Origin of the sequence: Streptomyces coelicoflavus (assembly GCF_003112555.1) — a bacterium.
Classification (GTDB): Bacteria; Actinomycetota; Actinomycetes; order Streptomycetales; family Streptomycetaceae; genus Streptomyces; species Streptomyces coelicoflavus.
Genome location: NZ_BEWB01000002.1, coordinates 549,685 through 561,562 on the forward strand (window position 1 = coordinate 549,685; position 11,878 = coordinate 561,562).

Annotated in this window: 10 protein-coding genes; 6 read left to right on the top strand and 4 right to left on the bottom strand. The window is 74.2% G+C overall.

Annotation, left to right across the window (positions count from 1 at the left end; genetic code table 11):
• Positions 1-114: 114 nt before the first annotated feature.
• The 3 genes from Sco07f_RS02670 to Sco07f_RS02680 all read left to right on the top strand — a co-directional run bounded on the left by Sco07f_RS02670 (position 115) and on the right by Sco07f_RS02680 (position 2,414).
• Entirely contained in the window at positions 115-702 is a 588-nt protein-coding gene (locus tag Sco07f_RS02670) for an NADPH-dependent FMN reductase (RefSeq protein ID WP_087791036.1), read from the top strand.
• Between the two features lie 137 nt (positions 703-839).
• Positions 840-1,607, top strand: coding sequence for an SDR family oxidoreductase (locus Sco07f_RS02675; protein ID WP_007388415.1), 768 nt, complete (start codon positions 840-842; stop codon positions 1,605-1,607).
• A gap of 63 nt (positions 1,608-1,670) precedes the next feature.
• Entirely contained in the window at positions 1,671-2,414 is a 744-nt protein-coding gene (locus Sco07f_RS02680) for an SDR family oxidoreductase (RefSeq protein WP_007388414.1), read from the top strand.
• Here the strand turns inward: Sco07f_RS02680 and Sco07f_RS02685 are convergent.
• The 4 genes from Sco07f_RS02685 to Sco07f_RS02700 all read right to left on the bottom strand — a co-directional run bounded on the left by Sco07f_RS02685 (position 2,363) and on the right by Sco07f_RS02700 (position 8,086).
• The gene (locus tag Sco07f_RS02685) at positions 2,363-3,292 is read right to left on the bottom strand and encodes a LysR family transcriptional regulator (RefSeq protein ID WP_007388426.1); all 930 of its coding nucleotides are present in this window, start codon (positions 3,290-3,292) and stop codon (positions 2,363-2,365) included. The two genes, Sco07f_RS02680 and Sco07f_RS02685, sit on opposite strands and share 52 nt — an antisense overlap.
• A gap of 84 nt (positions 3,293-3,376) precedes the next feature.
• Positions 3,377-5,020 (bottom strand): M4 family metallopeptidase, encoded by a 1,644-nt coding sequence (locus tag Sco07f_RS02690; RefSeq protein ID WP_108986813.1) that lies wholly within the window; start codon positions 5,018-5,020, stop codon positions 3,377-3,379.
• A gap of 127 nt (positions 5,021-5,147) precedes the next feature.
• Positions 5,148-7,274: a molybdopterin oxidoreductase family protein gene (locus Sco07f_RS02695; RefSeq protein WP_108986814.1), complete on the bottom strand. Its 2,127-nt coding sequence runs from the start codon at positions 7,272-7,274 to the stop codon at positions 5,148-5,150.
• A 125-nt stretch (positions 7,275-7,399) separates the two neighbouring features.
• The gene (locus Sco07f_RS02700; RefSeq protein WP_087791039.1) at positions 7,400-8,086 is read right to left on the bottom strand and encodes a SanA/YdcF family protein; all 687 of its coding nucleotides are present in this window, start codon (positions 8,084-8,086) and stop codon (positions 7,400-7,402) included.
• A gap of 165 nt (positions 8,087-8,251) precedes the next feature.
• Here Sco07f_RS02700 and Sco07f_RS02705 point away from each other — a divergent pair, with 165 nt between their 5' ends.
• The 3 genes from Sco07f_RS02705 (at position 8,252) to Sco07f_RS02715 (ending at position 11,876) form a co-directional block, all read left to right on the top strand.
• Positions 8,252-9,028: a sirohydrochlorin chelatase gene (locus Sco07f_RS02705; protein WP_174855299.1), complete on the top strand. Its 777-nt coding sequence runs from the start codon at positions 8,252-8,254 to the stop codon at positions 9,026-9,028.
• 139 nt (positions 9,029-9,167) lie between these two features.
• Positions 9,168-10,442 (top strand): deoxyguanosinetriphosphate triphosphohydrolase, encoded by a 1,275-nt coding sequence (locus Sco07f_RS02710; protein WP_108986816.1) that lies wholly within the window; start codon positions 9,168-9,170, stop codon positions 10,440-10,442.
• Positions 10,443-10,610: 168 nt separating this feature from the next.
• The gene (locus Sco07f_RS02715; protein WP_108986817.1) at positions 10,611-11,876 is read left to right on the top strand and encodes an NAD(P)/FAD-dependent oxidoreductase; all 1,266 of its coding nucleotides are present in this window, start codon (positions 10,611-10,613) and stop codon (positions 11,874-11,876) included.
• Positions 11,877-11,878: the final 2 nt, after the last annotated feature.

The window sequence follows — 11,878 nt, forward strand, 5'->3', positions numbered from 1 at the left end:
ACCGGGCCCGGCCCGCTCCCCGAGCGGTGTGAACGGGTGACCGGTGCCTCCGAACGGGCCCCCGCCCCCGGCCGACTTGACCTCAAGCAAACTTGAGGTACCAGGCTCTCCCGCATGGACACAACGACCGCACCGCTCCGTGTGACCCTGCTCGTCGGCAGCAACCGCCACGGCCGCTTCGGCCCCGTCGTCGCCGACTGGCTCCTGGACCACCTCCGCACCCACGACGACCTGCTCCCGGACGTGGTGGACGTCGCCGAAACCGACCTGCCCACGACCTTCGCCCCGACCCCGGAGGCGACCGCCGCGCTGGCGGAGATCACCCCGAAGCTGGCGGACGCCGACGCGTTCGTCGTGCTCACTCCCGAGTACAACCACTCGTTCCCGGCGGGCCTGAAGAACGTCATCGACTGGCACTTCACCGAGTGGCGCGCCAAGCCCGTCGGGCTGGTCTCCTACGGCGGCCTGGCCGGCGGCCTGCGCGCCGCGGAGCACCTGCGCCAGGTCTTCGCCGAACTGCACGCCGTCACCGTCCGCGACACCGTCTCCTTCCACAACGCGGGCGCTTCCTTCGACGACGGGGGCAGGCTCAGGGACCCGTCCGGCCCGGACGCCGCGGCCAAGACGATGCTCGACCAGCTGGTGTGGTGGGGGCGGGCCCTGCGGGAGGCGAAGGAGAAGCGGCCCTACGACGGCGCGTGAGACGACGGCACGTGAGATGCCGCGGCGGGTGCCATAGGAGGTTCCTATGGCACCCGCTGCAATTTCGTCTTTGCTCCCGGTCATTTCCCGGATCTACCGTGACTGCGTCATCACGGGATTCCGGAAAGGCCAGTGGAATGAGTACGAATGAAAACGCGCCGGTTCGTCGGGAACTCGCCGGAAAGCGGGCTCTCGTCACGGGCGGCACCCGGGGAATCGGGGCGGAGATCGTCCGCCGGCTCCTCGACGCGGGCGCCGAAGTGGTCACCACCGCCAGGTCGGCGACGGGTACGGCGCCGGAGGGTGCCGCCTTCGTACCGGCCGACGTGCGGACAACCGCCGGCGCGGAGGCGCTGGCCACGGCCGCGCAGGAGCTGCTCGGCGGGGTGGACGTCCTGGTCCACAACGCGGGCGGGGCGCGGCCCCACAAGGACGGCCTGGCCATTCCCGACGAGGAGTGGCGGGACGCGCTGGACCTGAACCTCCTCGCCTCGGTCCGCCTGGACTCGCTGCTGGCACCGGGCATGCGGGGCCGCCGCTCGGGGGCGATCGTGCACATCTCCTCGGCGGCCGTCGTCCCCCCGGTGCCCCCGTTCCTGCACTACCAGGCGGCGAAGGCGGCGCTGGAGACCTACAGCCGGGGACTGGCCTCGGTGCTGGCCCCCGCCGGCGTCCGGGTCAACACGGTGAGCCCCGGCCGCACCGCCACCCCCGGCGGCGAGGAGACCCGGGAGCACTGGGCGGGCCTGAACGCGGGGCCGGGCCCGACCGCCACCGCGCCCCTGGGACGCGACGGCCGGCCCGGGGACGTCGCCGAAGCGGTGCTGTTCCTCGTCTCCGGCCGGGCGGGCTGGGTGACCGGGACCAACCTCGTCGTGGACGGCGGGGAATTCCCCCGGGGATGACCCCCGTCGAATTCCGAAAAGTGAGAAGCGGGCGTGGAAAAAGTGGAAAGGGATGCCCCGGAAATGAGTGCGTACAGCGGCAGGAACGCCGTGATCACGGGCGGCGGCAGCGGAATGGGTTTCGCGATGGCGGAACTGCTGGTGGCCGGCGGAGCCCGCGTCGTGATCACCGGCCGTTCGCAGGCCACGCTCGACGCCGCCCGTGAGCGGCTCGGCGAGAACGCGGTGGCGGTGCGCGGCGACGTGGCGTCGCTGACCGACCTGGACACCCTGGCCGACCGGGTGAAGACGGAGCTGGGCACGGTCGACGCCCTGTTCGTCAACGCCGGCGTCGCCGCCCTCACACCCTTCGAGTCGACGACCGAGGAGGCGTACGACGACCTGTTCGCCATCAACGTCAAGGGCGCCTGGTTCACCGTGCAGAAGCTCGCCCCGCTGCTGAGCACGGGCGCCGGTGTCGTCCTCACCACCTCGGTCGCGAACGTCGTCGGCATGGCGGACACCAGCGTCTACGCGGCCGGGAAGGCGGCGCTGCGCTCGATGGCCCGGAGCTTCTCCCGGGAGCTGCTGCCCCGCGGCGTCCGGGTCAACGCGATCAGCCCCGGACCCGTCGACACGGGTGCCCTGGACGCGACGATGACCGCCGAGGAGGCCGCGCGGTTCAAGGCCGAGCGGGTCGCGGACAACCCCATGCGCCGCTTCGGCACCCCCGAGGAGATCGCCCGGGCCGCCGCCTTCCTCGCCTTCGACGCCACCTACACGACCGGCGCCGAACTGGTCGCGGACGGCGGCGCCACCCAGCTCTGACCGAACCTGTACCAGGTCTCCTGGCGCAGGAACTCGAGGAGCGCGGTCTCCGCCGGACCCGCGCCGGGCCGGACCGCGGCGACCACGGGCTGGGAGACGGCCGGGGACACCGGGCGCACCAGGTGCTCGTGACCGGGCGGCACCGCGGAGGCCGGGACGAACGTCACCCCGAGGCCGTGCACGGCCCAGCGCACGGCCGTCGCCGTCTGGGACACACGGGCGACCGTGGTCGGGGCGAGCCCGTTGTCCCGCAGCACCTCCACCAGTACGCCGTCGAGCGCGCTGCTCGTGTCGAACCGCACCCACGGCTCCCGCTCCAGCTCCCGCAGCCCGACGCGGTCCGCGGCGAGCGCCGGGTGCCCGGCGGGCAGCACGACGACGAACTCCTCGTCGCCGAGGTGGTGGCCGTCGTACAGGCCCTCCTCGCACGGCCCGGCCATCAGGGCGAGGTCGATGACACCGCCGCGCGCCAGCCGCTCCAGCTCGGTCGGGTTCGGTTCCTCGAAGACGGTGATCTCCAGGCGCGGGAAGCGGCGGCGCAGTGCGCTCAGGGCGCCCGGCAGCTGCCGGGCGCCCAGGCCCATCTGCACCGCCACCACCAGCTCGCCCACCAGCTCGTCGGCGCCGGCCCGTGCCGTCGCCCGCGCCCGGCGCGCCGCGTTCACGGCGACCTCCGCCTCGCGCAGGAAGGCACGGCCGGCCACGGTGGGCACCAGACCGGTCGGCGTGCGGGAGAACAGCTCCACGCCGAGGTCCCGCTCCAGACCGCGGATCTGCTGGGACACCGAGGGCTGGGCGACGCGCAGCACCTCCGCCGCCGCCGTCACCGAGCCCTCCTCGGCGACGGCCAGGGCGTACTCGAACTGCCTCAGGCTCATCGGCTCCGTCCCCTTCTCCCGCGCTCGCTTCCTGCCGCTCGCGCTCTCGCCGCAAGCGTAGGTGAGCACGGGAGGCAGAGGCCGTCAGCCCACGTTCACCGCGCTCCACGCCGCGCCGACCGCGGCGTACTCGGCGCTGTCGGTGCCGTACAGGTCACCGGCGGCGCCCAGGGTGGCGGCACGGGCGCCCGCGTAGTCGGTGGACGACGTCATGTACACGGTCAGCGCCCGGTACCAGATGTCGCCCAGCTTGTCCCGGCCGATCCCGGAGACCGTGGAGCCGTCACAGGTCGGGGAGTCGTACGCCACGCCGCCCACGGTCCGCGCGCCGCTGCCCTCGGCCAGCAGGTAGGCGAAGTGGTTGGCGACGCCGGAGGAGTAGTGGACGTCCAGGTCGCCCACCGCGGTGCTCCAGCAGTCGGCCGAACTTCCGTCCCTGCTCGGCCTGTCCATGTAGCGCAGCGCCTCGCGGCCGAACCCGTCCCGCACGACCTTCTCGCCGATCAGGTAGTCCCCGGGGTCGGCGGCGTTGCCGGCGTGCCACTCCACCAGGGCGCCGAAGATGTCGGAGGTCGCCTCGTTGAGGCCGCCGGACTCGCCCGAGTACGTCAGCGCGGCCGTCTTCGACGTCACCCCGTGCGACATCTCGTGCCCGGCGACGTCCAGCGAGACCAGCGGCCCGAAGGTCGTCCCGTCACCGTCGCCGTACGTCATGCAGAAGCAACTGTCGTCCCAGAAGGCGTTGTTGTACTTGGTGCCGTAGTGCACGCGGTTGTACGAACCCTTGCCGTCGCCCGCGATGCCGCTGCGCCCGTGGACGTCCCGGTAGTAGTCCCAGGTGGCGTCCGTGCCGTACTGCGCGTCCACCGCGGCCGAGGCGCGGTCGTCCGCGTTCCCCGAGCCCCAGTGGTTGTCGGCATCGGTGAACACCGTCGCGGGTGCCCGCACCAGGCAGATGCCCAGGAAGCACAGGTCGGTCTGGTTCTCCGCGTCACCCGTGTACGTGCCGCCGCGCGTCGGGTCCTCGAGTTGGTACGACGACCCGGACCGCGTCGTCTCCAGCGGCACCGTGCCCCCGTACAGCGACTCGCCGTCACCGGAGACCGACTCGATGGCGTCCCAGGCGTCGATGCGGGCGCCCGTGCCCGCGTCGGTCAGCACGGTGCGGGCGACCGGGTTGCCGAGGGAGTCCAGCGCCACCGCGTTGGTCCGCCAGGCCAGCTTCGGGGTGCCGTGCAGGGCGTCGACGATCAGCTCGGGCTTGGCGGTGAGCCGCTTCAGCAGCTCGCCCGGGTTGGCGGCGCGCAGCGCGTTCGCGGCCAGGCCGGCGGCCTTGGGCGCCGACAGCTTGGGCGTGACGGTGGGCAGGGAGAGGGCGGCGTCCGTCGCGCGGTCGGCGGAGCGGAAGTCGCCGTCCGGTGCGAGGTGGACGACGAAGTCGCCGCCCAGGACGGGGAGTCCGCGGTAGGTGCGGTCGTAGCGGACGTGCTGGGTGCCGTCCTCGTCGACGACGACGTCGCGCGCCTCGGTGTCCTGGGCGTCCGTCAGCTTCAGCGCTGCGGCGTGGTCCAGCAGCGCCGACGCCGCGTGCTCCAGGGCGGCGGTGCGGGGCGGGCGGTCGGCTGCCGTGGCGCCGGGGGCCAGGGCGGCGACCAGGAGGGTCGCGGTGGTGGCGGCGAGGCCGGCCGTGGCGGTACGGGAACCTCTGACGTGCCGTATTCGGCTCATCGATCTCCTCGGGGCGGGCGCGCCTCTCGGCGCTTGCGGGCGCTGGTGCTGACTCGGATTCAAGGACCCGGGACATGACATGTCCATAGCGCTCGCGTGGAGATCATGAGAGGAGAGAATGACGCCGCTAGGGCCTCACCGTTTCCACCCGCACCGCGCACACCTTGAACTCCGGCATCCGCGAGACCGGGTCCAGGGCCGGGTTGGTCAGGGTGTTGGCGCGGCCCTCGCCCGGCCAGTGGAACGGCATGAACACGGTGTCGGGCCGGATGCCGGTGGTGATGCGGGCCGGCGCCACCGCCCGCCCGCGCCGGGACACGACCGCCAGCGGGTCGCCCTCGGCCGCCCCGAGCCGCGCCGCCAGCAGGGGGTGCAGCTCCACGAAGGGGCCCGGCGCGGCGGCGTTCAGCTCGGCCACCCGCCGGGTCTGCGCCCCGGACTGGTACTGCGCCACCACCCGCCCCGTGGTCAGCAGCACCGGGTAGGCGTCGTCCGGCTCCTCGGCGCTCGGACGGTGCGCGACGGGTGCGAAACGGGCCCGGCCGTCCTCGGTGGCGAAACGGTCGAGGAAGAGGCGGGGCGTGCCCGGGTGGGGCGCGGTGCCGGTGCCGTGGTCCGCGCCCCCGTCCGCCGGCGGTGCCGGGCACGGCCAGAACACCCCGTTCTCCTCGGCCAGCCGCCGGTAGTCGATCCCGGAGTAGTCCGCCGGGCCGCCCGCGCTCGCGCGCCGCAGCTCCTCGAAGACCTCCTCGGGCTCCACCGGGAAGCCCTTCTCCACGCCGAGCCGCCCGGCCAGCCCGTGCAGCACCTCCAGGTCACTGCGGACCCCCTCCGGCGGGGTGAGCGCGCGCCGCCGCAGCAGCACCCGGCCCTCCAGGTTCGTCGTGGTCCCCGTCTCCTCCGCCCACTGCGTCACCGGCAGCACCACGTCCGCCAGTTCCGCCGTCTCGGAGAGCACCACGTCGCACACGGCCAGGAAGTCCAGCGACCGCAGCCGCCCCTCGACGTGCGCGGCGCGCGGCGCCGACACCACCGGGTTGGAGCCCATCACCAGCAGCGACCTGATGTCCGTGCCCAGCGCGTCCAGCAGCTCGTACGCGCTGCGCCCCGGCCCCGGCAGCGAGTCCGGGCCGACGCCCCACACCTCGGCCACGTGCCGCCGCGCCGCCGGGTCGGTCAGCTTGCGGTACCCCGGCAACTGGTCCGCCTTCTGCCCGTGTTCGCGCCCGCCCTGCCCGTTGCCCTGCCCGGTCAGGCAGCCGTACCCCGACCGGGGCCGCCCGGCCCGCCCGGTCGCCAGGCACAGGTTGATCCACGCGCCCACCGTGTCCGTGCCCTTGGCCTGCTGCTCGGGCCCGCGCGCGGTGAGCACCATCGCCGCCTCGGGCGCGCAGAACAGCCGCACCGCCTCCCGCAGTTCGGGCACGGCCACCCCCGTGATCCGCTCCACGTACTCCGGCCAGTGCGCCATCGCCGCCGCCCGCGCCTCCTCCCAGCCGGACGTGCGCTCCTCGACGTACGCCTCGTCGACCCGGCCCTCGGCGACCACCAGGTGCAGCATGCCGAGCGCGAGGGCGAGGTCGGTGCCGGGCCGGGGCGCGAGGTGCAGGTCGGCCTGCTCGGCGGTCCGCGTCCGGCGCGGGTCGACGACGATCAGCGTGCCGCCGTTCTCCCGCAGTGCGGTGAAGTAGCGCATGGACGGCGGCATCGTCTCCGCCGGGTTGGACCCCACGAGGATCACGCACCCGGCCTCGGGGATGTCCTCCAGCGGGAACGGCAGCCCCCGGTCGAGCCCGAAGGCCCGCGTCCCGGCCGCCGCCGCCGACGACATGCAGAACCGCCCGTTGTAGTCGATCTGCGAGGTGCCGAGGACCACCCGCGCGAACTTGCCCAGCGCGTACGCCTTCTCGTTGGTCAGCCCGCCCCCGCCGAACACCCCGAGCGCGTCCGCGCCGTACTCCGCCCGCGTGCGCCCCAGACTCCCGGCGATCCGGTCCAGCGCCTCGTCCCACCCGGCCGGCACCAGCGCACCGTCCCGCGACCGCACCAACGGCGACGTCAGCCGCGCCCCCGGCGCGAGCACCTGCGGTGCCGTACGCCCCTTGCCGCACAGCGCACCCCGGTTCACGGGGAAGTCCGCCCGCTCGGACACCTCGACGGTCCCGCCCCCGACGGGAGTCAGGTTCATCCCGCACTGAAGCGCGCAGTACGGGCAGTGCGTGGGGACGGCGTTCGGCGCGGCGGTGTTCTGCATGCCGCCCAGCCTGCGGCTTCCGTGTTACGCGGCCGGTCGGCGCTCTGTTACGCCGCGGGGACGGCGGCCTCCCCGCCGCCGCCGGGCCCGCGTGAGGAGCGCGGGCGGGGCGTGTGCGGGACGCGTCACCGCGCACCGGCGAGGGCCCGCGAGACGCCCGGCTCCCTCGGCCCGAGGAAGTGCGGATCCGGCTCGAAGACCGCGTCCAGCGCCGCCTTGCCCGCCGCCAGGACCTCCCGCGCGCTCCCGTAGTACCAGGTCACGTCGTGCTCGTCGTCGACCCCGACGCCGTACGAGACCACCCCCGCCTCCTGGCACAGCGCGACCGCCCGCCGGATGTGGAAGCCCTGGCTGATCAGCACGGCCCGGTCCACGCCGAAGATCTTCTTGGCGCGGACGCAGGAGTCCCAGGTGTCGAAGCCCGCGTAGTCGCCGACGATCCGCCCGTCGGGCACACCGTGCCGGACCAGGTAGGCGCGCATGGCGTCCGGCTCGTCGTACTCCTCGCGGCTGTTGTCCCCGGTCACGAGCACCACCTCGATCCGCCCCGCCCGGTACAGCTCCGCCGCCGCGTCCAGCCGGTGCGCGAGATACGGCGAGGGCTCCCCGTCCCACAGCCCGGCGCCGAAGACGACGGCGACCTCGGTGTGCGGCACGTCGGCGACGGTACGCAGCCGGTCGTCGGTGACCAGGCGCAGCCACGCCGCGGGCAGCAGCGCCAGCACGCATCCGGCCACCACCGCCCGCAGCAGCCGCCGTTGCCCCTTCCGGGTACGGGGAAGGCGCGGTCTGCGAAGTCTCGGGCGGCGCATGCGTACGGTTCCCTCCCCGGTCGGTTCCTGCCACCAGGGACGTCCGGGCGGGCCGTCCGGTTCGCCGCGCGCTCACACGGACGCCCCGGCGCCGTGTGGACCGACGGAAAATCCCCGTGACGTCCGCGCAACGAGGAGGCAACGTCCGCCCGCCACCCTCGACCCATGAGGGCGACGACAGTGACGAGCGGCAGAAACACGGCGACCCCGGGCGGCACCCCCGCCCTGGTCGTCGTCGCCCACGGCAGCCGCGACCCGCGCGCGCTGAGCACCGTACGGGCGCTCCTCGACCGGGTCGGCGCCCTGCGCCCCGCCCTGCCGGTGCACCTGGGCCACATAGAACTGAACGCCCCCCTCCTCCCCGGCACACTGGCCGGGCTCGGCGACGGGGAGGCGGTCCTCGTCCCGCTCCTCCTCAGCCGCGGTCACCACGTCGAGCGGGACATCCCCGACATGGCGGGGTCCTCCCCGGCCCGCACCCGCGTGGCCGCCCCGCTCGGCCCGCACCCCCTCCTCGTGGACGCCCTGCACGCCCGCCTCACGGAGGCCGGCTGGCCCTCCCACCCGGGCCCGGACCACGCCGTCGTCCTCGCCTCCGCCGGCTCCCGTGCCCCGGCCTCCCGCACGGACACGTCCCGCACGGCGGCACTCCTCGCCGCCCGCCTGGGCGCCCCGGTCGTCCCGGCGTACGCCTCGGCGGCGACGCCGACGGTCCCGGAGGCCGTCCGCGCGCTGACCGCCCGGGGCTACCGCCGGGTGGCCGTCGCCTCCTGCTTCACGGCCCCGGGCCGTTTCGCGGCACAGTGCGCGGCAGCGGCCCCGTGGATCGCCTCGGAGCCCCTGGGCACCCACCCGTCGATGGCCCGCCTGCTGCTGCACCGCTACGACGAGGCGGTGAAGACGAGCAGCAGCCTGAAGCCCAGGGCGCCGGCAACCCCCTGAGGGGCGCGGGACTGTTTCGACATGCGGCTCCGCCGCGGGGCGCGACCGGCCACGACGCACGCCGCACTCGCTCAACGGACACCACCCGGCACACGCATCGGCGCGCCACCTGTCACACCTTCCGCATACTGTTCACGGCATGGAAGGCACAGGCACCCCACCCCCGTACGACCCCACGTCAGTGGCCCGCTATGCACCCGAACCGGACAAACGCCCCGGCCGCACCGCCTTCCAGCGCGACCGCGCCCGCATCCTGCACTCCGCTGCCCTGCGCCGCCTCGCCGGGAAGACGCAGGTCGTCGCGCCGGGGGAGGGCAGCCCCGTCTGGGACGCCAGCCCCCGCACCCGCCTCACGCACTCCCTGGAGTGCGCCCAGGTCGGCCGGGAGCTGGGCGCCGCCCTGGGCTGCGACCCCGACCTCGTCGAGGCCGCCTGCCTTGCGCACGACCTGGGCCACCCGCCCTTCGGGCACAACGGCGAGCAGGCGCTCAACGCGTTCGCCGAGGACTGCGGCGGCTTCGAGGGCAACGCCCAGTCCCTGCGCCTCCTCACCCGCATCGAACCCAAGCGGTTCACCGAGGACGGCTCCGTCGGACTCAACCTCACCCGCGCCACCCTCGACGCCGCGACCAAGTACCCCTGGCCGCGCGGCGCGCACCCCAGCGACCCGCTCTCGCGCAAGTTCGGCGTGTACGACGACGACCGGCCCGTCTTCGAGTGGCTCCGCGAGGACGCCCCCGGCGCCCGCACCTGCTTCGAGGCCCAGGTCATGGACTGGGCCGACGACGTGGCGTACTCCGTGCACGACGTCGAGGACGGCCTGCACGCCGGCCACATCGACCCGAACTGCCTGCTCGCCGACCCCGAGCGCGAGGCCGTCTTCGCCACGGCCGTCGGACGGTACGTCCCGGCCGGCACCGACCACGCCGAGCTGGCCGCCGCCCTCGACCGGCTCCTCGCCCAGGACTGGTGGCCGCACGGCTACGACGGCTCGGCCGTCGCCCAGGCCCGGCTCAAGGACGCCACCAGCCAGCTCATCGGCCGCTTCTGCCTCGCCGCCGAGGCCGCCACCCGGGCGGCGTACGGAGGCGGCCGGCTCACCCGGTACACCGCCGAGCTGGTGGTGCCGCGCGCGACCCGCATGGAGTGCGCCGTGCTCAAGGCGGTCGCCGTCCGGTACGTCATGCAGCGCACCGAGCAGGAGCGGCTCCGCGCCGACCAGCGGATCGTCGTCGCGGAGCTGGCCGAGGCGCTGACCGCCCGCGCACCGGACGGGCTCGACCCCCAGTTCCGCGCCCTGTTCGACGCGGCCGACGGCGACCGGGCCCGCAAACGGGTGATCGTCGACCAGATCGCCTCCCTCACCGACGCCTCGGCCCGCTCGCTTCACGCCCGTCTGACGGGGCATCCATGAGACTGGCGGCGGGACGGGTGTGACCCGGCGCCCGAAACGCGGTACAACGCGGTACTCGGGCGGTCGGAACACGGCAGGTCGTGGCCTGAACGGGTCCTTCCCCCTTCCCGCACCACGCCACGTGCGGGACGCTCGCATGTGGCGGCACCCTGACGAGGAGGCAGACAAGTGGTCGACGCGGATCAGACATTCGTCATCGTCGGAGGCGGCCTGGCGGGCGCGAAGGCGGCCGAGACGCTCCGCACGGAGGGCTTCACCGGCCGGGTGATCCTCATCTGCGACGAACGCGACCACCCCTACGAGCGCCCGCCGCTGTCCAAGGGCTACCTCCTCGGCAAGGAGGAACGCGACAGCGTCTTCGTGCACGAGCCCGCCTGGTACGCCCGGCACGACATCGAGCTGCACCTCGGCCAGACCGTCGTCGCGATCGACCGCGCCGCCAGGACCGTCCACTACGGCGACGACGGCACCCACGTCAGGTACGACAAGCTGCTCATCGCGACCGGCGCCGAGCCGCGCCGCCTCGACGTCCCCGGCACCGACCTCGCGGGCGTCCACCACCTGCGCCGGCTGGCCCACGCCGAGCGCCTCAAGGGCGTCCTCGGCTCCCTCGGCCGGGACAACGGCCACCTGGTCGTCGCCGGCGCGGGCTGGATCGGCCTGGAGGTCGCGGCGGCGGCCCGCGAGTACGGGGCCGAGGTCACCGTCATCGAGCCGGCCCCCACCCCGCTGCACGGCGTCCTCGGCCCCGAGCTGGGCTCCGTCTTCGCCGAGCTGCACGAGGCGCGCGGCGTCCGCTTCCGCTTCGGCGTGAAGCTGACCGAGATCGTCGGCCAGGACGGCATGGTGCTCGCCGCCCGCACCGACGACGGCGAGGAGCACCCCGCCCACGACGTGCTCGCCGCGATCGGCGCCGCCCCGCGCACCGCGCTCGCCCAGGCGGCCGGACTGGAGATCGCCGACCGCGCGGTCGGCGGCGGCATCGTCGTCGACGCGAACCTGCGCACCTCCGACCCGGACATCTACGCGGCCGGTGACGTGGCCTCCTTCCACCACGCCCTCTTCGACACCCGGCTGCGCGTGGAGCACTGGGCCAACGCCCTGAACGGCGGCCCGGCAGCCGCCCGCGCGATGCTCGGCAAGGGCCTCGCCCACGACCGCGTGCCCTACTTCTTCACCGACCAGTACGACCTGGGCATGGAGTACTCCGGCTGGGCGCCCGCCGGGTCCTACGACCAGGTGGTGATCCGCGGGGACGCGGCGAAGCGCGAGTTCATCGCCTTCTGGGTGAAGGAGGGCCGCGTGCTGGCCGGGATGAACGTCAACGTGTGGGACGTCACGGAGCCGATCCAGCAGCTGATCCGCTCGAAGACCCGGGTGGACACGGAGGCGCTGGCAAACCCGCACGTATCCCTCGAAAGCCTCGTCGCATAGTT